This window comes from Streptomyces sp. NPDC052687 (genome assembly GCF_040678395.1).
GTDB lineage: Bacteria > Actinomycetota > Actinomycetes > Streptomycetales > Streptomycetaceae > Streptomyces.
On the sequence record NZ_JBFATR010000024.1, the window covers coordinates 76324 to 97299 of the forward strand.

Sequence of the window (20976 nt, forward strand, 5' to 3'; positions counted from 1 at the left end):
GCAGCCGGGCACACCCCGGCACACGCACCCCCGCGCACCCCACCCGCGCCCTGTCCACCGGCCGTGTCCACCGACCCCGTCCGCCCGTCCACCGCCGCCCCGTGAGGAGTCGCCGCATGGGCCCCCGACCGACCGCCGTACCGGCGGACGTGTACGACGCGGAGCTGGCGCGCGGTCTCGTCGCGGGCGACGAGGCCTGTCTCGTCGCCGCCTACCGCCGGTGGTCGCCCCTGGTGCACACCCTCGCGTGGCGCTCGCTGGGCGACGCGAAGGAGGCGGAGGACGTCACCCAGCAGGTCTTCCTCGGCGTCTGGCGCGGGCGCCGCACCTACCGGCCGGAGCGGGGCACGATCACGGGCTGGATCGTCGGCATCACCCGGCGCACGATCGCCGACGCCTTGGCCGCGCGCACCCGCCGCCTCGATCTGCTCGCCTCGGCCGGCTCGTCCCCGCTGCTCGGGGACGAGGACGCCCATCGCCCCGAGGCCGTACTGGACCGCGTGCTGATCGGGCAGGCGCTGGCCGAACTCCCGCCCCCGCAGCAGCGGGTGCTGCGGCTCGCCTTCTACGAGGACCTGACACACCCGCAGATCGCCGAGCGCACCGGCTGGCCGCTCGGCACGGTCAAGAGCCACGCCCGCCGCGGACTGCGCCGGCTGCGCGGCAGCCTGCACGAGGAGGCGCCGCGCCGCTGACCCCGGCCGTTCGATGGCGATCCCGCGATGCGGTGCTTCCGCGACTCGGCCATTCGGTTATTCGGCGATACAGCGATGCGGAGATTCGGCGATTCGGTGCATCCGGCAGCCCCGTAGGACCGGAAGAGATGTACGCAGCGTGGGCCCCGTGCCCGCTGCGAGCGGGGGGAGCCCGGGTACTCCCCCCGCTCGCCCCCGGGGAGGGTCGGTGCTCCCCGGGGGCCACCCGCGCGGGCGCCGCCCCGGAAGAATGGCCCCATGACCACCACCACACCGCATCCCGTCGTGACCGGCGCCCGGCGACTCGCGCGGGATCTACTCCTCCCGCACGCCGAGCGGGTCGACCAGGAAGGGCTGCCCCCGGGACATCTCGCCGCCGTCCGCGCGTCGGGGGTGCTGGGGGTGAGCGCGCCGCGGGAGTACGGCGGTGCCGGGGCGCCGGACGCGGTGGCGCGGGAGGTCCAGGAGATCCTGGCCGGGGCGTGCGGCACGACCTGGTTCGTGCAGACCCAGCACCACACGCCGGTCCGGCTGCTGTCCCGCTCCGAACTCCCGGTGCGCGAGCGCCTGTTGCGCCCGCTGGCCACCGGTGAGCTGCTGGCGGGCGTCGCCTACGCCCATGTGCGGGCCTTTCCCCGGGTGCCGGTGCGGGCGACGGCCGAGCGGGACGGCTGGCGGTTCGACGGCACGGTGCCCTGGTACACCGGCTGGGGCCTGAACGACGTGATGCTGCTCGCGGGGGTGACCGAGGCGGCGGAGGTGGTGTTCGTGTTCACCGAGGCCCGGGAGCAGCCGGGGCTGCGCGCCTCGCCGCCGATGCGGCTCTCCGCGCTGACCGCCGCGCGGACCGTGTCCCTGGAACTGGACGGCCTGCGGGTGCCGGAGGAGTCGCTGGTGCTGCGCACCCCCCGCGAGCGATTCGCCCTCGTCGACATCCCCCGCAGCGCCAACGCCTCCCCGGCCGTCTTCGGGGTGGCGTACGCGGCGCTGCGGCTGCTGGAGGACACCCCGCGCGGGCGGGAGACGGCGCGGGCCCTGCGGGGCCGGCTGGACGAGGTGCGGCGGCGGGCGTACGCGCTCGCCGACCAGCCCGTGGAGCGGGGAGGCGTCGAGGAGCGGCTGGAGCTGCGCGCCCGGGCGTTCGACCTGATGCGCGCGGCCACCACCGCGGCGGTGGTGGCCGGCGGCGGCCGGACCATGAGCCTGGACCACCCGGCGCAGCGGCTCGCCCGCGAGGGCATGTTCCTGCTGGTCCAGGGCCTGACCGCGCCGGTGCGCGAGGCGCAGCTGGCCGCCCTCACAGCGAGCTGCACGTAAAGGACAAACGAGAGCAGAATGAACGTCGGCGGCGGACCGGACGCGGGCGTGATCTGGAGCAACGCCATCATCGGCGCCCTGGCCGTGGTCCTGGGTGCGGTCTGCGCGGCGACGGCCGTGAAGAGCGCCTCCCGGCCGTAGACAGGCGAGAGAGACAGAGAGACGGGGTGGACGAGGACGGACGGCGAGGCCGGCCCGAGCGGGCCGGTCTCTTCGTGTGCGGCACGGCGTGTGCGGCACGGCGACCGGCACGGGGGTGCGCACGAAGCCAGGCACCGGACATCGGGGGCGCGTGGTCCGGACCCCTGCGGGGCACCCGCATGCGAGCGGGGTGCTTCACCGCATCCCGGCAGTCTCTCGACAGGAGGAGCGAAGATGGAGATATCCGGCCTCGTCAGCGCCCTGGTGATCGGCATCGTCATCGGCGTCCTTGGTCGCCTGGCCGTGCCGGGCCGTCAGCACATCGGCGTGCTCTGGACGATCCTCGTCGGCATCGTGGCCGCGCTGCTCGGCTCCGCGCTCGCCGCCGCACTGGGCGTGCGCGACACCAACGGCGTCGACTGGGTCGAATGGCTCATCCAGATCGCCCTCGCCGCGCTGGGCGTGGTGGCCCTGAGCCGCACCAAGGTCGCCAGGGTCCGGCACTGACGGCCGCGCCCGGACAGCACAGTCCGGGCGGCTGCGGGAGGGTGCGGGCGCACAGGCCGGCGAGATCACATCGCGAGGAGGACCGTACGCCATGGTCGTGAAGGAGACCGAACTGCCGTACCTGCGACGCTGCGTGGAGCTGGCGGAGCAGGCGCTGGACGCCGGGGACGAGCCGTTCGGCTCGGTGCTGGTGGGCGCGGACGGCACGGTGCTCGGCGAGGACCACAACCATGTGGCGTCCGGCGACCGCACCCGCCACCCGGAGTTCGAGCTGGCCCGCTGGTCGGCCACGCGGCTGACGCCCGAGGAGCGGGCGGCGGCGACCGTCTACACGTCCGGCGAGCACTGCCCGATGTGCGCCGCCGCGCACGCCTGGGTGGGCCTCGGCCGGATCGTATACGTGGTGTCCTCCGAGCAGCTCTCCGGCTGGCTGACGGAGTGGGGCGTGCCCGCGCCGCCGGTGCGGACGCTGCCGGTGCACGAGGTGGCGCCCGGCGTGACGGTGGACGGCCCGGTGCCCGAACTGGCCGACCGGGTCAGGGAGTTGCACCGCAGGTTCTTCCGCGTCCCGCCCACGTCCCCGCGCCCTGGGACCGCCCCCTGACCGTCACATGAAGCGGTCGAGCAGCGCGTCCAGCCCCGCCGCCAGCGCCTTCGGCCCGCCCGGATCGGCCAGGGCGAGGGCGGTGGCGCGCAACCGGGGCAGCTCCTGGGCGGAGATGCGGTGCAGCCCGATACGGAAGGCGGGATCGGGCTCCTCGGGCGCATCGTCCGTCGCGCGCAGCTCGACCAGCAGATAGCCGAGCAGCCACGCGGTGAACGCCCGGTGCACGGCCACCGCCTGACGGTCGCTCAGCCCCGCGTCGGACAGCAGCGCCAGGATCCGCTCGTCGCTGCGCAGCACGGCCGCCGGGCGGCGGGCCAGCGGGGTGGACAGCAGCCGGGTGGCGAGCAGCGGGACGACGTTGGGGTGACGCAGCGCGACCCGGTGGGCACTACGCGCGATGCGGTGCAGCCCGCCCCGCCAGTCCCCGGCGCGCTCCCCCGCCCCGGCCCCGCTCCCCGACTCAATACCCTCCCTTGCCGCCAGCCCCTCTCCCTCCCCCTCGCCCAGCTCCCGCTCCAGTTCCAGGCAGAACGCCTCCACCAGCCCGTCGAGCAGCGCGTCCTTGCCGGAGGCGTAGCGGTAGAGCGCCATCGCCTCCACGCCCAGCTCCGCGCCGAGCCGCCGCATGCTCAGCCCGGAGAGCCCGTCCCGGTCGACGATCTCCAGCGCCGAGGCGAGCACCCGCTCCCGGTTCAGCCTGCCGTAGCGACCACGACCAGAACCAGACGAGGCTCACCGCCCAGCCGTGAGCGACCAGGACCGGCAGGAACCGGTTGCTGTGGGCCATCGGAAACCGCTCCCGACGCTGTCTGCTGAAGCCGTACGTTTACAACGTATATGTATGACTTTGCGCTGGCTGGAGCCGCAGCACCGGGCGGGCCGGCCGGGCTGGTCGTCGACAGCGTGATCCTGCTGTACCTGACCGCCGTACCCGCCTGCTTCTTCCTCCCCGCCCTGAGGGTGCGCCGGGTCAGCCCCGACCTGGCGATCCCCTTGCTGCCGGTCGCCTTCGTCGTGACCCGCGCGCCCTCGGAGCCCTGGTCCACCGCCCGCCGCACCCTGCAGGCGATGCTCGGCCAGGACTCTCCGTACGCCCGCGATGTATGACTGTGCGAGGAGGTCCCGAGCGAGGGGACCGCCCGGTGGTGCCGCGAACACCACGTGCGGATGTCCTCGCGGCGCGGAGCCGCGGCCTGTCAGCCGGCCGACCGGCGGCGGCGCACCCGCTGCAAGGAGGGCAATCTCGCCCGGTTCTACGACCACTGGGGGTACGGGCGCTCCGACGCCGTCGCCCAGCTCGACGTCGACCACGTGCCCGCACCGTGCTGTCCCGCCGAGATGGTCCGCCCGTTCGCCGACCCCGCGATCGGCTGTGTCGCCGCACCCAGCGTATGCGACGGCAACGCCGACGGCTCCTGGGCCGCGCGGGGCCGGCTCCACCGCGAGGCGAGCTGACAGGGGCCGCTCCAGCTCGGCCACTGCGACGGCCTCGCACCGATGTGCATCGGCTCGCACTACGCGGTGCGCACCCGTGCGCTGCGCGACATCGGCGGGCTCGGACCCGAGCCGGCGGAGGACTTCTCGGCCACCTGCCTGCTGAACTCGGCGGCGGTGCTCACCGGGCTGCCGTGGAGGAACGTCGACTACTTCGGCTCGGCCCCTGCCGTCCGAGATGCAGGTGCCGACCGGCGATGCCTACGATCGATAGCGAACCGGGCCCCCTCGACGGCCCGGTCTCCTCGGGGCCGAGGAGGAGCCTGCCCTTGCTGCCGGCCCAGCGGCTGATGGCCGCTCATGTGGCGCTGGTCGCGGTCGCCACCGTCGTCTACATGACGGTTCCCGCGACCCGCACCCCGCTGTGGGCCGTGATCGGTCTCGCGGGCGCCGCCGCCGTCGTCGCCGGCGTACGGCTCAACCGGCCCGCCCATCCGTGGCCGTGGTGGGTGCTGGCGGCCGGCCTGGTCACGTTCGTCAGCGGCGACACGTACTACAACGTCATGGAGGAGTACTTCCACGCCTCCGACCCGTTCCCGTCGCCCGCGGACGCCTGCTATCTCGCCACCTACGCGCTGTTCGCGACCGGCCTGTCCGGGCTGGTCCGCTACCGGTGCGCGGGCCGCGACCTGCCCAGCCTGCTGGACACGCTGATCTTCACCGCGGCGCTCGCGCTGCCGGTGTGGGTGTACCTGATGCGGCCGCTGACCGAACTGGAGGGCCTGACCTGGCAGCAGCGCGCCATCAGCGTCGCCTACCCGCTCGGCGACGTGCTGGTCCTCGCCCTGCTTGCCCGGTTGCTGACGCCGCATCCGGTGCACGGCGGCGGCCGGTCGGTGCGGTTGCTGGTCGTCGGCACGGTGACACTGCTCGGCTTCGACATCGCCTACGGCCTGCTCCAGCTCAACGGACTGTGGCAGGCGGGCACGCTCACCGACTCCGGCTGGATCGTCTTCTGCACGGCGTGGGGGCTGGCCGCGCTGCACCCGTCCATGGTCCGGCTGACCGCCGCGGTCCCGCATCGCGGTTCCCTGCTGCCGCCGCGCCGCCGCCTGGTGCTGCTGGCCCTGGCCACGCTGATCGCCCCGGCGGTCCTCCTGGACGAGGGGCTGCGCGGCACCGTCTACGACGCCCCGGTGAACGCCGTGTTCTCGGCGCTGCTGTTCCTGCTGGTGACCCTGGGGCCGGCCGGGATGGTGGTGTCCCACCGCAGGGCCGTCGCCCGGGAACTGGCGCCGCGCCGGGCCGCCGTCTCGCTGGTGTCGGCGGTCCGCCGGGAGGAGGTGGCGCGCTCCTGCGAGGCCGCCGTGGACATCCTGCTGGGGCCGACGGTCCGGCACCGCACCCTGCTGCTGTCCGCCGAGCACGCCGCCCCGCTGGACCCGGGCCACACCCGGCTGCTGCCGTTCGCGGACCTCGATCCGGACGCCGCCGCCCGGCTCGGCGGCGACCTCGCCGGCATGCCCGCCGTGCTGGTGTGCCCGATGGCCCTGCCCGACCGGCCGTCCGGCGAGCTGCCCGGCGTGCTGCTGGTGGCGGCTCCGGCCCGCCGGCTCACCGAGAACTGGCGTTCGCTGGACATCCTCGCCTCCCACACGGGCCTCGCCATGGAGCGCGTGGTGCTGCGCCAGGAGGTGGTCCGCCGGGAGAGCGAGGCCTACTGCCGCACCCTGGTGCGCAACACCTCCGACGTCATCCTGATCCTGGACGACGACGACACCATCCGGTACGCCAGTCCGTCCGCGGCGAGCGTGTTCGGCTCCGCCGACCTGGCCGGCCGGTCGCTGCCCGGACTGCTCGCCCCGGCGGACCGGCAGCGGGCGGTGCGGGAGCTGACCGCTGTCCGCGAGCACGGCCCGCGCGGCACCCACGGCCACTGGTGGGTGCCGCGCCAGGGCGGGCGGGTCGAGGTGGAGGTGCGGTGCAGCGACTTCCGGGACGAGCGGACCGTCGGCGGGCTGGTGGTCACCCTGCGCGACGTGACCGAGCAGCGACGGCTGGAGCAGGAGCTGACCCAGCGGGCCTTCCACGACTCGCTGACCGGCCTGCCCAACCGCCCCCTGCTCCTGGAGCGCGTCGAGCGGGCACTGCTGCGCGGCCGCCGCGAGTCGTCGCTGACCTGTCTGCTCTTCGTCGACCTGGACGACTTCAAGCTGGTCAACGACACGATGGGGCACTCCACGGGCGACCATCTGCTGATCGCCGTCGATGACCGGCTGACGCGGACGCTGCGGCGCAGCGACACCGTGGCCCGGCTCGGCGGTGACGAGTTCGCGGTGCTGATGGAGGACGCCCGCGAACCGCTGGACGCGGAGCTGCTGGCCGCGCAGGTGATCCAGACGCTGTCCCGGCCGTTCGCGCTCGGCGAGGAGACCGTGACGGTCTCCGCCAGTGTCGGTGTGGCCACCGCCCGGGACAGCACCGACGCGGAGGAGCTGCTGCGCCACGCCGACCTCGCGCTGTACGCGGCGAAGTCGGCCGGGAAACGCCAGTGGCGCCGGTTCCGGCCGATGCTCCAGTCCCGGATGGTGCGGCGGCACGATCTGCAGAGCCGGCTCGCGCAGGCGGTCGCCGGCGAGGAGTTCGCGCTGCGCTACCAGCCGGTCGTGGACATCACCGTCGGTGACGTCGTCGGCTTCGAGGCGCTGGTGCGCTGGCCGCGCCCGCCGCAGCCGCCGGTCGCGCCGGAGCGGTTCATCCCGCTGGCCGAGGAGGCCGGGCAGATCGCCTCGCTGGGCGGCTTGGTGCTGGAGCACGCGGTGCGCGACATCGCGGGGCTGCAGCGGCTGCGCGACCGGGAGAGCCCGCCGTACGTCAGTGTGAACGTCTCCGCGCGGCAGTTCCACGACACCGGCTTCCTCGACCAGGTCGGCCGGGCGCTGCGCACTCCGGGGCTGGCGCCCGGCTCGCTCCAGCTGGAGCTGACCGAGACGGTGCTGCTGCGCCGCGACGCGCAGATCCAGGCGGTGCCGCACGCCCTGAAGGACCTCGGCGTGCACATCGCGGTCGACGACTTCGGCACCGGGTTCTCCTCGCTGCGCTGTCTGCGGGACTTCCCGATCGACGTACGGAAGATCGACAAGTCGTTCATCGACGACCTGCCGCGTGACGCGCAGCAGGTCGCGCTGGTCGAGGGCATCGTCCGGATCGCCGGCACTCTGGGCCTCCAAGTGATCGCGGAGGGCATCGAGGACCCGGAGCAGCGGGATCTGCTGGCCGACATGGGCTGCCGGTTCGGGCAGGGCTTCCTGTTCGCGCGGCCGATGACGGTGGAGCACAGCGCGCGCACCCTGCTGCGCCCGAACGGCCGGCCGCCCGCCGCGGACCGGACCGCAGCCCCGCTGCGGCCCGCCACCCGCCGGGCGGAGCTGGAACACCTGCGCCGGACCAGCCCGATGAGCGACGCGGTCCTCGACGAGGTGCGCGGCCGGCACATCCGCAGCGGCGGTCACTGGCTGATCGACTACGCCTCCTGCAACTACCTCGGCTTCGACCGGGACCCGGAGATCATCGCCGCGGTGGAGCCCGCGCTGCGCCGCTGGGGCACCCATCCGAGCTGGTCCCGGCTGCTGGGCAGCCCGCGGCTGTATCCGCTGATCGAGGAGCGGCTCACCGCACTGCTCGGCGCCCCCGACACGCCGCTGCTGCCGACCCTGACGCTGATCCACGCCTCGGTGATCCCGGTGCTGGCCGCCGAGGGGCAGGTGTTCGTGGAGGCCACCGCGCACAAGACGGTGTACGACGGCTGTCGGGTGGCGCGCGGGCAGGGGGCGACACTGCGCCGCTTCCACGCCGAGCGGCCCGACGAGCTGGACGGCCTGCTCGCCGCCGCGCCGGCCGGCGCGCCCCGGCTGGTGTGTCTGGACGGCGTCGACAGCATGAGCGGCAACGTGGCGGACCTGCCGGCGCCGGCGGCGGTGTGCCGGGCGCGCGGGGCCACGCTGTACGTGGACGACGCGCATGGCTTCGGGGTGACCGGGGAACGCGGGCCGGACGAGCCGTGCCCGTACGGGGCGCGCGGCAACGGCGTGGTGCGGCACTTCGGCGAGGCGTACGACGACATCGTGCTGGTCGGCGGGTTCTCCAAGGCGTACTCGTCGCTGCTGGCGTTCGTGGCCCTGCCCACCCCGCTGAAGAACCGGCTGAAGACGGCCGCCGGTCCCTGTCTGTACTCGGGTCCGGCGCCGACCGCGTCGCTGGCGACGGCGCTGGCCGGGCTGGACGTCAACGAACGGCGCGGCGACGCGCTGCGGGCGGATCTGTACCGCAGGGCGCGGCGGGTCACGGACCATCTCGCCGGGCTGGGCGCCGACACGCTCAGCCGGGACGGGCTGCCGATCATCGAGGTGCCGCTGGCCGACCCCCGCGATCCGGAGGCGGTCGCCGCGTTCCTGTGGCGGGAGGGGATCTATGTGACGCCGGCCGCCTATCCGCTGGTCCCGCGCGACCGGGTCGGTTTCCGGATCCAGGTCACCGCCCTCAACTCGGACGAGGACATCGACCGGCTGAACGCCGTGCTGACCCGGCTGGCCGCCCGCTTCCCGCTGCGGTCCCGCAGCCGCGCGGGCCGGGCGGCGAAGAGGTGACCGGCATGCGCGCCACACGCAACGACGACGTCGACTGGGACCGCTGGCCGGTGGCGGACTACCTGGCCGAGAACTACCGCACCCTGCACCCGGCGGACGCGGCGGTGATCGCCCACCACTCCGCGTACTACCGCCGGCTGCCGCCGCACGGACTGGCCAGCAGCGTGGAACTGGGCGCCGGACCCAACCTCTACCCGCTGATCCTCGCCTCGGCGGTGAGCCGGCGGATCGACGCGGTGGAGGCGGGCGCGGGCAACGTGGCGTATCTGCGGCACCAGATCCTCGACCACCCGGACACCAGCTGGCTGCCGTTCCACGCGCTGTGCCGGCGGCTGAACCCGGCGGTGCCGGCCACCCTCGCGGCCGCGCTGGCGCCGGTGGAGGTGGTGCACGCCGATGTGCGCGCGCTGCCGCCGGGGACGTACGAGCTGGCGTCGATGCACTTCGTCGCCGAGGGCGCGACCGAGGACCCGGCCGAGTTCGCCGAGTTCTGCCGGGTGTTCGCCCGGTGCGTGGTGCCCGGCGGGCATCTGGTGGCCGCGTTCATGGAGAACATGCCGACCTACCGGATCGGCCCGGAGTCCTGCTGGCCGGGCTGCCCCGTCGACACCGAACTGGTGCGTGAGGTGTTCGAGCCCTTGACGGACCACCTGGAAGTGACCCGCATCGACACGGACCCCACGCTGCCGGACTACGGCGACACGGGAATGGTGCTCCTGACGGCCCGGTCGACGACGGCCGGCCAAGGCTGAGCGTCCGCCTGCCACCGGGCCCGTCTCGCCGTCCCCTGCGCACGCCGCCCACCCAGCCGCCCCGTCGCCCGGTGGCCCCGTCGCCCCGTCGCCCCGTCGCCCCGTCGCCCCGCGAACGCTGGTGAAGACGCCGCGTCACATGCCGACCGCGGCGAGCGAGGCGAAGCCGACGCCCTGGCCAGGACGGCTCGAGGCCGGCCGAAAGACGCCGACGCCCCGACCCCGTCGCCCCTCCGCCACGTGAGCGCGGGTGAAGGCAGCGACACCGCCCCCCGGCCGCCCGTCGCGGCGCGCGCGGCTGCGTACCGTGGCGGCAAACGGGCGCCGAGCGCGCCCTCGTCACCCGGCGGGCGCGCCGAGGGGAGCCCCGGCCGGGCCGCCCTCGCCCGGACGGACGCGATGGAAGGCCCGGCCGGGCGGGTCGTCCGGTGGGCCTTCCGTCAGGGGGCGACCCAGGTCGAGCGGCCCGGCTCGAGTGGCCCGAGCCGGGTGACCCGGGTCGGTCGACCGGGGCTGGACGGTCAGTCGCCGTCGCCCGGCCTGAACCTGCGGCGCAGCGCGGCACCGCCGAGGACGAGGGCCGTCGCGCCGACTGCGGCCGACAGGATCGCGTCCGTGCCGGTGTCGGCGAGGACGGTCGGAGCCGGCGGGCGCTCCGCCTGCGGGGCGGGGGCGGGCTCGGGATGCGCCTTGACCGGCGGCGCGCCGGTCTCGGGCCGCGGCTTCACCGGCGCGTCGGGCGTACCGGGCTCGCCGGGCCGGTCAGGGGTGCCCGGCTGCTCGGGCTTGCCGGGGCTCTTGGGCCCTTCGCCACCCGAGCTGTTCTCGGACTCGTTGCCGAAGACCGGGTTGCCGATGCCGACCACGTCCACGGTGTTGCCGCTGACGTTGACCGGGACGCCGACGGGCAGCTGCACCCCGTTGCCGGAGATCACGCCGGGCGAGTCCTGGACGGCGCTCTGCGCGGTGGCGCCCCCGCCGGAGCCCTTTCCGTCGCCGCCCTCGCTGACGCAGGTGTTGCCCGCGGCGGGGTTCAGCAGTCCCACCACGTTCACGGTGTTCCCGCACACGTTGACCGGCACGTGCACCGGAAGCTGCACGGTGTTGCCGGAGATCACGCCGGGCGAGCCGGCCGCGACGCCCTCCGCCGCGGAGTCGGCGTGCGCGGGCATCGTCAGAGCCATCGCACCGGACGCGGCGGCGACGGCGAACACACCGTTTCGGGTAACCCGTCTCATCGGTTTCCCTGCCTTCCAGAGAGATACGCGGGCACTCACCCGCACCGGATAAAACGCGGGAGAGCCATCCGGGTTGTGGCTTGTCGGCCCTTCATCCCATCGAGCGACAGGAGCAACCGATAGAGCGATGAAACGTTCCTCGGGATGCCCGAAAATCGCACATGATACGACGCTCCACCCCACCCTGACCCCCTCCCCACCCGCTCCCATCCGCTCCCCGTCCGCTCCCATCCGCCCGGAGGCGGCCCTTCCGGCCGCCGCTTATGGTGAGCGAGGGTGCCGTTCCCCGCTCCGCAGCCCGGCGCCCTGGAGGCATCGATGCCGGCAAAGCCGTCGAGGCGGCCCGCACCGCGGCGCCGCGCACTCATCGGGGCCCTCTCCGTGACGCTGCTGTGCGCGGGACTCCCGGCGGCGGCCGCGGACGACGGCCAGCCCGACCTGACCCGCTTCTACCGCCAGAAGGTCACCTGGGGCCGCTGCGAGGGCATGGACATGCCGGAGGACCTCCAGTGCGGCAAGGTCACCGTCCCGCTCGACTACGCCCGGCCCCGGGCCGGCACCCTGGACCTGGCGCTCGCCCGCTACCGCGCCAGCGGCGACCGGCACGGTTCGGTCGTGCTGAACTTCGGCGGCCCCGGCGGTTCCGGCGTCGTCGGACTCGCCGGCAGCGGCCGGGCGTACATGGACCTGACCGACCGCTACGACGTGGTGAGCTTCGACCCGCGCGGCGTCGGCCGCTCCTCCCCCGTCAGCTGCGGGGACGCCTTCCAGGCGGCGGAGTTCGACGACGACACCGACGAGGTGCTGCGCGATCCGCGGGCGCTGCTGCGGCAGTTGCGCGAGGAGGCCGCCGCCTGCGAGAAGCACTCCGGGCCGGTCCTGCCGCACATCGGCACCGTGAACGTCTCCCGCGACCTGGACGTCATCCGCCAGGCGCTGGGCGACAAGAAGCTCAACTACCTCGGTTTCTCCTACGGAACCCGGCTCGGCGCGGTGTACGCGAAACAGTTCCCGGACCGCGTGGGCCGGCTGGCGCTGGACGGCGTGGACACCCTGACCGAACCCCTCACCGAGCAGGGCATCGCGGGTGCGCGGGGGCAGCAGACCGCGCTGGAGGACTTCCTCGACTGGTGCACGCGGGACGTCGCCTGTCCGTTCGGGCAGGACCCGCGCCGGGCCCGGGAGGACATGCTGCGGCTGGTCCGCTCGCTGGACCGGGACCCGGTGCCGACCGACTTCGGGTACGAGTTCACCGGCCAGGACCTGGTGGGCGCCATCGGGCAGGCGCTGTACAGCAAGGAGCTGTGGCCGTCGCTGGAGCGGGCCCTGGCCTCCCTCATGGAGGACGGCGAGACCCACCGCATCGAGGCGTTCGCGACGGGCGGCTATCTCCTTCCGGGCATCCCGCCGGGCATCCCGCCGGGCATCCCGCCGAACGGCCCGGCGGACGGCCCGGCGGACGAGCGCCGCCGCGAGACCGGACCGGAGAACGACGGCGGCCTGGCCGACGAGGAGGACGTCCCCCTCGACAACCTCGCCGCGGCGCTGATGGCGGTCAACTGCGCGGACGATCCCGACCGCCCCACGGCCGACCAGGTCGAACGTGACCTCGACCGGCTGCGCGCCGCGTACGAGCAGGCCTCGCCCGTCTTCGGCCGCTACCGGCTCACCGAGGTGCTGCTGTGCTACGGCCGGCCCCCGGGCACCGACTTCATCCGCGAGCAGGTGCGGGACGTCGACAGCCCGAAGCTGCTGCTGGTGGGCACCCGCGGCGACCCGGCCACGCCGTACCGCTGGACCGTGCAGACCGCGCGCCGGCTCGGACCGTCGGCGGTCGTCCTCGACAACAGGGGCGACGGGCACACCGGATACGGGTCCTCGAAGTGCGTGCACCGCAAGGTCGACGACTTCCTGCTGTACGGCTCCCTGCCCCCCAACGGCAGCTCCTGCGGGCCCGAAGACCAGGAATGACCTGGGGTTTTCTCCCCGAATGCCCGGAAGGTGAATCGGTCCTATGGTGCTGTCATGGAGCACGCACTCAGTCCCACGACCCTCGCCGAGCTGCGCCGCCCGCGCCCTTACCCAGCGGTGTCCGTGCTGGCGCCGACCCACCGCCGGGAACCGGAGAAGAACCAGGACGCGGTCCGGCTGCGCAATGTGGTGGCCGAGGCCAAGAAACAGCTGGAGCACGACCCGGCGGTGCCCCGCGACCGGCGTGTCGACGTCGTCGCCCAGCTCGATCGGGCCCTGTCCGAGGTGGATCTCACGCACACCGAGGACGGGCTGGTGATCTTCGCGGCGCCGGGTGAGCACCAGGTGTGGTCGGTGGCGCGGCCCGTGCCCGAGCGGGTGGTGCTGTCGGACACCTTCCTCACCCGCAACCTGGTCTCCGCGCAGGCCGCGGACCGGCCGTTCTGGGTGCTGTCGGTCGCGTCCGACCGGGTCACGCTGTGGAACGGCGGAACCGACCGGGTCGTCGAGGAGCGCTCCGGCCCCTTCCCGATGATCCGCGACCGGGAGAACTTCGATCCCGAGCGCCAGCAACGCGTCGGCGACCAGCCGAGCGGCTACCGCGACGAGCGCACCCGCCTCTTCCTGCGCGAGGCCGACCGCGCGGTCCGCGCGGTCCTGCGCGACAGCCCGCGCCCGCTGTACGTGACCGGCGAGCCCGCCGCGCTGACCCTGCTGAACGAGGTCGGGGAGGCCACCAAGGGCGCGGCCCAGGTCCCGCGGGGCGGTCTGGCGCACGCCAACCCGGAGACGGTGTGGCTGGCGCTGCGCCCGCTGATCCAGGCGGAGGAGGCCCGCACCGTGGACAGCGTGGCCGACCGGCTGGAAGCGGCCCGCGGCCACCGGGAGTTCGTGGCCGGGGTGGACGAGGTCTGGCAGAACGCCAAGCAGGCCCGCGTGCGGCTGCTCGCCGTGGAGGAGAACTACCGGGTGACCGTGCGCGACGACGGCGACCACCTGATCCCGGCCGACGGCGGTGACCTCGACGCGCGCGAGGACATCGTGGACGAGATCGTCGAGAAGTGCCTGGAGACCGGCGCCGAGGTGCGCTTCGTCCCCGACGGCGCCCTGGGCGACGCGGGCGGCATCGCCGGAGTGCTGCGCTACTGACGGCACCACCCACCGCGCCGCGGCGCTCCCCCCTGCCGGTGCCCGCCCGTACGCTACGCCGGGACGGGCGGCGGGAAGGAGCGCGGGCGTGGGTGACGTGCTGGGTGTGGCGGTGCTGGGTGCGGGACACATGGGAGCCGATCACATACGGCGGCTCGATCAGGTGGTGAGCGGCGCCAGGGTCGCCGCGGTGGCCGACCCCGACGCGGACCGCGCGAAGGAGGCGGTGGCCGGGCTGGCCGGGGTCACGGTGCACACCGAGACCGAGGCGGCGCTGGACGCGCCCGGCGTGGAGGCCGTACTGATCGCCTCGCCCGGCCCCGCGCACGAGGAGGCGCTGCGCGCGGCGCTCGCCCGCGGGCTGCCGGTGCTGTGCGAGAAGCCCATGGTGCCGGAGTCCGCCGGGGCGCTGCGGGTGGTCGAGGCGGAGGCGCGGCTCGGGCGGCGGCTGGCGCAGGTCGGGTTCATGCGGCGCTACGACCCGGAGTACGGGCGGCTCAAGGAGCTGCTGGACTCCGGGGGGCTGGGCCGGACGCTGATGCTGCACTGCGTGCACCGCAATGTGTCCTCGCCACCGGACTTCACCAGCGCGATGCTGATCGACAGTTCCGTCGCGCACGAGATCGACGCGGCCCGCTGGCTGCTGGCGCAGGAGCTGACCGCGGTGACGGTGGTGCGGCCGCGCCCCTCCGCGCTCGCCCCCGAGGGGCTGCTGGACCCGCAGTTCGTGCTGTTCGAGACCGAGGCCGGACCGCTCGTGGACGTAGAGGTGTTCGTCAACTGCGGCTTCGGCTACCAGGTGCGCTGCGAGGCGGTCTGCGAGGCGGGCAGCGCGCGGATCGGCGAGGAGCGTTCGGTGCAGGTCACGGCCGGTGGCGAGGCGCGCGCGGAGGTGCCGCGCGACTATCTGGTCCGGTTCGCGCAGGCGTACGACCGTGAGGTGCAGGCGTGGGTCGACGCCACCCGGCGGGGGCGGGTGACGGGGCCGAGCGCCTGGGACGGGTACGCGGCGGCCGCGGTCGCCGAGGCCGGGGTGCGCTCCCTGGAGGGCGGCGGCCGGGTGGCCGTGGAACTGGCCCCGCGCCCGGCGCTGTACGCGGGCCCGGGGGCCTGACTCAGACCTCGTCGAACAGGCTGCTCAGTCCCCGGTCGACGGTCTCCCCCAGGTCCTCCTGACCGGCCGCCACGACGGCGTAACTGCGCAGCAGGAAGCGGCGCAGGGCGGCGGTGTCGAACTGGAGCAGCGCCATCCCGTAGGGCGAGTGGAACTCCACGACGGTGCGTTCCGGGCCGCACGGCCACAGTTGTACGTCCCCGCGGCCGGCGGGGGCGCGCAGCCCCTCCTCCAGCAGGGCGCGGGCGAAGGTCCAGCTGACCGGCTCGCCGTCGAGGGCCGCGTGGGGCGGGAAGTCGAAGTACACGGCGAACGGGTCGTCCGCCGTGTACCGGAGCACCGCGGGCACGGGCTTCTCCCGTTCGTCCGCCATGATCAGACGGGCGTGGGCGGCCTGCTGGAGGGTGAGTTCCATGGGCGTCTCCCTGGGAGTGCGCGGTCGGGCCGGTGTGCCAGTACGAGCGCGCGACGGCCCGTCACATGCTGTGATCCGCGTCACTTCGCGGAGAGGCGTCGCATCACCTGGAACAGGGGTGCGTCGAACGGGTGAATGAGCGCCGCCTTCAGCGCCCGGCGGTCCGTCAACTCGCGTACGCCTTCTACGACTTGGGCCCCTCGGCGACGTACGTCCGACGTACGCCGCGACCACTCCGGGAGGACTATGGCATATGCCCGAAGCACCACCGTAACGTGTGTTGCCGAATCCCTTACGGGCCCTGGCGGGCTGTGCGACAGTCATAGCGGTCCCACCGCTCCCCTTGGCCAACCGTCCCCGCATCGGAGTACGTCATGCCGTCCCATCTCTCCGCGGACCACCCAGCCGCCCAGCCGCCCGGACGCGGCCGGGTCGACGCCCTCATCTCGCAGGCGCGGCGGCTCAAGGGCGAGGTGGACGCGGTACGGCGGGACGCGCAGGGGGACGGCGCGGACGACCCGCACGGACGCTGGCAACGCGCCCTGTACGACCTGGCGTTGCACCAGCTGGAGGACCTCGACGAGCATCTGGCCCAGCTGCGCGACGGGCCCCGGCCCGAGCCGGCGCCGCGGGCCCCGGTGCCGGCCGCCCGCACCGCGTCCGCGTCTGCCGCGGACAGTTCGCTGCTCAGCCGGGTCGGCAGCGCCGAGTGGGACCTGCTGACCGACGCGGCCACCTGGTCCCCGGAGCTGTACGCGATCCTCGGCCGTGAACCCGCCACTCCCCCGCTCACCCTGGACGAACTGCCGTCCGTGGTGTTCGAGGAGGACCGCCCGAAGCTGACCGCGATGGTCACGGGCTGTCTGGTGGACGCCCGCCGCATCGACGGCGAGTTCCGCGTCGTCCGCCCCGGCGGCGAGGTCCGTACCGTGCACATGATGGGCGAGCCCGTGCTCGACGCCGACGGCGGCACCGCCTCGATGTGGGCGGTCCTGCGTGACGTCAGCGAACTGCGCCGCAGCCGGCAGGCCGTGAGCGAGACCCGTGACTCGCTCCAGCGCCACCGGCAGCAGGAACAGGCCGAGCACCGGCTTGCGGTCGAGTTGCAGGAGGCCGTGCTGCCGGCATGGCGCGGCACCCTGCGGCTCCCGCACCACGGCCGGGAGAGCCTGGACCTGTCGGGCCGTTATCTGCCCGCGACGACGAGCACGCTGGCCGGCGGGACCTGGTACGACGCGCTGGAACTCCCTGGCGGCGACACCCTGCTGAGCGTCGGCGACCTCACCGGACACGGCCCGGCCGCCACCACCGGCATGGCGATGCTGCTGGGCGCCCTGCGCGGCATGGCGATGACCGGCACCCGGCCGGGCCCGCTGATGACCTTGCTCAACCGGCTGCTGGACACCACCGCCCAGCCCGCCCTCGGCAGCGCCGTCTGCTGCCGCTACCGCCCCGAGACCCGCACGCTGGTCTGGGCCCACGCCGGACACCCCGCCCCGCTGTTGTTCCGCGGCGGGACGGGGCGCAGGCTGAGCCCGCCGGACGGCGTCCTGCTCGGCGCGACCTCCGGTGCCGCCTACGGCGAGGCCGAGGAGACCCTGGAGACGGGCGATGTGCTGCTGCTGCACACCGACGGGCTGATGCCCGGGTCGGCCACCGGACCGGCCGCCGGGGACCGCCTCCTCGGCCTGGCCCCGCGGTTCGCCGCGGCGGCCACCGCGGAGGACTGTGTCCGGGTGGTCGTGGAGGAGTTCGGCGGGGCCGAACGCGAGATCGACGCCTGTGTGCTCGTCGCCAGGGTGCCCGCGGGGCGCGAGGCGCCCTGACGTCCCCGCGGCGCCTGAACCTCTTCCCGCCCGGTGCGGGGTGCGCTGCCCGCTCCTTACCTGGTCCGGCGCGGTCATGCGCGGGCGGTGCCGCCGCCGCCCAGCTTCCTCGCCTGGTCTTTCGGCAGGGCCAGTTTGATCTCCTCCCGCAGCTCCTGGATCTTCGGATAGGTGGCGTACTGGGCGGTGAGCCGGTACATCTGGCGCAGCCGGTCCCAGGTGCGGCGCGAGGAGTTGGAGCTCATCGACACCAGCGCGAGGCGCGCGTACCCGGCGGCCTGCTCCGGGTCGTCGGCGATGAAGCAGGCGGACGCCATGGAGAGGTGGTCGAAGATCTTCGACCGTTCCTGTGCGTCGACCCGCAGGGCCAGCGCCTTGTCCGCGTAGTGCTGGGCGTGCACCGCGGCCCCCGGCTCGAACTCCGCGAGCGTCCGATAGGCGAGGGCCTGCATCCCGAACAGATCCGCCTCGTTGAACAGCTGCATCCAGCTCGGCGGCGGCACATCGCCCTTGTCGGAGACGAAGAGGTCCTCCGCCTGGCCGAGGGTGCGGCGCATCGCCTGGCCCTTGCCCATGGACGCCTGGGCCCACGCCTCGATGGTGTGGAACATCGCCCTGGTGCGGGGCAGCACCTCGTCGCCGGAGCCGGACTGGGCGAGCTTCATCAGGTCCAGCGCGTCGTCGGGCCGGCCCAGGTGCACCATCTGGCGGGCCGCCCGGGACAGCGCCTCGCCCGCCCGGGGCCGGTCCCCGCCCTCTCTCGCGGCATGGGCGGCGATCACGAAGTACTTCTGGGCCGTGGGCTCCAGGCCGACGTCGTGCGACATCCAGCCCGCGAGGACGGCGAGGTTGGCCGCGACGCCCCACAGGCGCCGCTGGAGATGGGGTGGATGGTGGTAGGCGAGGATGCCGCCCACCTCGTTGAGCTGACCCACGACCGCCTTGCGCTGGAGCCCGCCGCCGCGGGCGGCGTCCCAGGCACGGAACACCTCGACCGAGCGCTCCAGCTCCTCGATCTCCTGCGACCCGATGGGGGCGGCCTCGTAGCGGTCGAACCCGGCGGGGTCGGCGTGCAGGGGGTCGTCGAAGTGGGGGGCGTCGGCCTTGAGGGCCGGGTCGGTGTGCAGCCAGTCGTGCATGGCGCTGCTGAGTGCGGATCCCGCGGCGAGCACGGCACCCGCGCCCACCAAACCGCGTCGGTTGAGCATGAGGTCCATTCCCGTGAATTCGGTGAGGACCGCGGCGGTCCGCTCGGGCGCCCACGGCACTCCGTCGGGATGCTCCGCACTCCCGCCGCCCTGCCGTTTCCCCGCACGCCCGTGCCGGACCAGACCGAGGTCCTCGATGGTCACGACACGGCCGAGACGCTCGGTGAACAGCGCCGCCAGCACCCGCGGCACCGGATCGCGCGGGATCTCTCCCATGTCGATCCACCGCCGCACCCGCGAGGTGTCGGTCGCCAGCTGGGGGTGGCCCATGGCCGCCGCCTGCCGGTTGACCAGCCTCGCGAGTTCTCCCTTGGACCAGCCGGCCAGGCCGAACAGGTCCGCAAGGCGGGTGTTGGGTTTTCCGCTCACGTCAAGCCCCCAGGTACTCGGCTGAGTTGACACTAGCCCGGTGAGACATGCCGGGCGACTATTCGCCAGGGTTCGCCAGGGTCCGCCAGATGGTGTGCCACCGGCCATCGGGTGTCAGGTAGGAACGCGCCACCCCGACCCGGTCGCCCCTGATGCGACAGGTGCATTCCCCAGGGTGTACCGGGACGGCCGGGCCGGGAGGCGTTTTGCAGACGCAGGCACACGAAGGGATCTGTATCGCCCATGTACGCAGCATCGTCCTCCGTGTCCGCCCCGCCCCGGCCGCTGCACCCCCGCCCGGGTGGCGGCGGCCCCTACCTCGCCCCCGCGCGCCCGGCCTCCCCCGTGCTCGGACAGGGCACGGCGCGGCGCGGCGGGGGGTTCACCCAGCCGCTCAGCGGGAGACTCGACTTGTCCGGCCCACAGGGCGCCCAGCTGCGCACGGCGATCGCGTCCGTGCACCGGATCTGCCCGGAGTTCGCTCCGGTGCAGGTGCTGCGGCGCAGCGGGCGGTCCGTGCTCCTGGTCGGCACGACCGGGCGCAGCACGGCCGTCGCCAAGTGTTTACTGGACCACTCCCCTGTGTGGGCGGAGCGGATCCGGCACGAAATAGCTGCATACCGCTCGTTCGTCCGGCACCGCCCTCCGGTGCGGGTGCCGAGGCTGATCGCAGCGGATCCGGAGAACTGCACCCTGGTGATCGAGCGGATGCCGGGACGGGCGGCGGCGTTGCAGCGGCACCCGGCCGAGGCGCCGCCGCGGGCGGACATCCGGGCGGCGCTCGGCGCGATCTGCCGGCTGAACGCCTGGCGGCCGCCGGCGGGCACGTTCGACGCGCCGCTGGACTACGCGATGCGGATCAACCGGTACCACGAGCTGGGACTGCTGACCGACCGGGACCTCGGCGACCTGCAGAAGCTGCTGCACGGCATCGCCCTGGCGTCCGGGCGGCAGGGCATGGGCCAGTTCTGCCACGGGGACGCGCTGCTGTCGAACGTACTGCTGTCGCCGGCCGGTCCGGTGCTGGTGGACTGGGAGCACGCGGGCTGGTACCTGCCGGGCTACGACCTGGCCACGCTGTGGTCGGTGCTCGCGGACGCGCCGGCGGCGCGGCGGCACATCAGCCAGATCGCGCAGTCCGCGGGCCCGGCCGCGCGGGACGCGTTCCTGGTCAACCTGATGCTGGTGCTGACCCGCGAGATCCGCACCTACGAGACGGCCGTGCAGCGTTCGATGCACGAGGCGGCCCCGGCGGCGGGAGCGGCCCACCCGGGTGCCGTGCCGTCCGGCGAGGAACAGCGGCTGCTGCTGCGGCGGCTGCACGACGACTGCCAGATGGCCCGCCGGGCGGTGCGCGCGGCGGTCGGCACTCGCTGACGGGGAGGGCGGTCCGCGGCGCGCCGTTTGACGACGGCGCACCGCGGACCCCGTCATGTCGGCGCCCCGCCACCCCCATTGGTGTACGCCGGTGACGCTGCGCAGGCCGGCGTCCCGCCACCGCGAAACTCCCGCCGACCCGCGTTGACGTGGGATGTCGCGTGGTCTCTTGCATGATTGACGGATCGTCGGAGAGCCGGTACCACTGTC

17 protein-coding genes and 1 pseudogene are annotated in these 20976 nt (G+C 74.1%); 14 read left to right on the plus strand and 4 right to left on the minus strand.

The features are described 5' to 3' along the window. Positions 1–116: 116 nt before the first annotated feature. The 5 genes and pseudogenes from AB0K92_RS20325 to AB0K92_RS20345 all read left to right on the plus strand — a co-directional run bounded on the left by AB0K92_RS20325 (position 117) and on the right by AB0K92_RS20345 (position 3264). Positions 117–695 carry a sigma-70 family RNA polymerase sigma factor gene (locus AB0K92_RS20325; RefSeq protein ID WP_365924702.1) on the plus strand — a complete coding sequence of 193 codons (579 nt, stop codon included), beginning with the start codon at positions 117–119 and terminating at the stop codon, positions 693–695. Between the two features lie 258 nt (positions 696–953). Next, positions 954–2012, plus strand: coding sequence for an acyl-CoA dehydrogenase family protein (locus tag AB0K92_RS20330; protein WP_365924704.1), 1059 nt, complete (start codon positions 954–956; stop codon positions 2010–2012). Between the two features lie 24 nt (positions 2013–2036). Next, positions 2037–2153 (plus strand): annotated as a pseudogene (locus AB0K92_RS20335) (SPW repeat protein); the annotation flags it as partial. A gap of 234 nt (positions 2154–2387) precedes the next feature. Beyond that, complete coding sequence (locus tag AB0K92_RS20340; RefSeq protein ID WP_365924706.1) at positions 2388–2660, plus strand: GlsB/YeaQ/YmgE family stress response membrane protein; 273 nt, start codon at positions 2388–2390, stop codon at positions 2658–2660. 91 nt (positions 2661–2751) lie between these two features. Next, positions 2752–3264, plus strand: coding sequence for a nucleoside deaminase (locus AB0K92_RS20345; RefSeq protein WP_365924708.1), 513 nt, complete (start codon positions 2752–2754; stop codon positions 3262–3264). 3 nt (positions 3265–3267) lie between these two features. Here AB0K92_RS20345 and AB0K92_RS20350 read toward each other — a convergent pair whose 3' ends face one another. Next, positions 3268–3948, minus strand: a complete 681-nt coding sequence (locus tag AB0K92_RS20350) for a TetR/AcrR family transcriptional regulator C-terminal domain-containing protein (protein WP_365924710.1) — start codon at positions 3946–3948, stop codon at positions 3268–3270. A gap of 156 nt (positions 3949–4104) precedes the next feature. Between AB0K92_RS20350 and AB0K92_RS20355 the strand changes: the two genes are divergently transcribed. The 4 genes from AB0K92_RS20355 (at position 4105) to AB0K92_RS20370 (ending at position 10099) form a co-directional block, all read left to right on the plus strand. Then, positions 4105–4374 (plus strand): hypothetical protein, encoded by a 270-nt coding sequence (locus AB0K92_RS20355; protein WP_365924712.1) that lies wholly within the window; start codon positions 4105–4107, stop codon positions 4372–4374. Positions 4375–4434: 60 nt separating this feature from the next. Beyond that, positions 4435–4722, plus strand: coding sequence for a hypothetical protein (locus AB0K92_RS20360; protein ID WP_365924714.1), 288 nt, complete (start codon positions 4435–4437; stop codon positions 4720–4722). 329 nt (positions 4723–5051) lie between these two features. After that, the gene (locus tag AB0K92_RS20365; protein WP_365924745.1) at positions 5052–9347 is read left to right on the plus strand and encodes an aminotransferase class I/II-fold pyridoxal phosphate-dependent enzyme; all 4296 of its coding nucleotides are present in this window, start codon (positions 5052–5054) and stop codon (positions 9345–9347) included. A 5-nt stretch (positions 9348–9352) separates the two neighbouring features. Further along, on the plus strand, positions 9353–10099 hold the full coding sequence (locus AB0K92_RS20370) for a class I SAM-dependent methyltransferase (protein ID WP_365924715.1): 747 nt from the start codon (positions 9353–9355) through the stop codon (positions 10097–10099). A gap of 521 nt (positions 10100–10620) precedes the next feature. Here the strand turns inward: AB0K92_RS20370 and AB0K92_RS20375 are convergent. Further along, on the minus strand, positions 10621–11337 hold the full coding sequence (locus tag AB0K92_RS20375) for a chaplin family protein (RefSeq protein WP_365924717.1): 717 nt from the start codon (positions 11335–11337) through the stop codon (positions 10621–10623). A 318-nt stretch (positions 11338–11655) separates the two neighbouring features. On the opposite strand from AB0K92_RS20375, the gene AB0K92_RS20380 reads away from it, so the two are divergent. From AB0K92_RS20380 to AB0K92_RS20390, 3 genes are all read left to right on the plus strand, one after another. After that, a complete protein-coding gene (locus AB0K92_RS20380) occupies positions 11656–13308 on the plus strand; it encodes an alpha/beta hydrolase (RefSeq protein ID WP_365924747.1) in 1653 nt (550 codons plus the stop codon). Between the two features lie 54 nt (positions 13309–13362). Further along, entirely contained in the window at positions 13363–14457 is a 1095-nt protein-coding gene (locus tag AB0K92_RS20385; protein WP_365924719.1) for a chemotaxis protein, read from the plus strand. A gap of 88 nt (positions 14458–14545) precedes the next feature. Next, the gene (locus AB0K92_RS20390; RefSeq protein WP_365924721.1) at positions 14546–15571 is read left to right on the plus strand and encodes a Gfo/Idh/MocA family oxidoreductase; all 1026 of its coding nucleotides are present in this window, start codon (positions 14546–14548) and stop codon (positions 15569–15571) included. A 1-nt stretch (position 15572) separates the two neighbouring features. Here the strand turns inward: AB0K92_RS20390 and AB0K92_RS20395 are convergent, their stop codons facing one another. Then, positions 15573–15986, minus strand: a complete 414-nt coding sequence (locus AB0K92_RS20395) for an SsgA family sporulation/cell division regulator (RefSeq protein ID WP_365924723.1) — start codon at positions 15984–15986, stop codon at positions 15573–15575. Between the two features lie 374 nt (positions 15987–16360). On the opposite strand from AB0K92_RS20395, the gene AB0K92_RS20400 reads away from it, so the two are divergent. Further along, positions 16361–17812, plus strand: coding sequence for a SpoIIE family protein phosphatase (locus AB0K92_RS20400; RefSeq protein ID WP_365924725.1), 1452 nt, complete (start codon positions 16361–16363; stop codon positions 17810–17812). Between the two features lie 74 nt (positions 17813–17886). Here AB0K92_RS20400 and AB0K92_RS20405 read toward each other — a convergent pair whose 3' ends face one another. Next, positions 17887–19389: a hypothetical protein gene (locus AB0K92_RS20405; protein WP_365924727.1), complete on the minus strand. Its 1503-nt coding sequence runs from the start codon at positions 19387–19389 to the stop codon at positions 17887–17889. A 243-nt stretch (positions 19390–19632) separates the two neighbouring features. Between AB0K92_RS20405 and AB0K92_RS20410 the strand changes: the two genes are divergently transcribed. Beyond that, positions 19633–20766 (plus strand): aminoglycoside phosphotransferase family protein, encoded by a 1134-nt coding sequence (locus AB0K92_RS20410; RefSeq protein WP_365924729.1) that lies wholly within the window; start codon positions 19633–19635, stop codon positions 20764–20766. Positions 20767–20976: the final 210 nt, after the last annotated feature.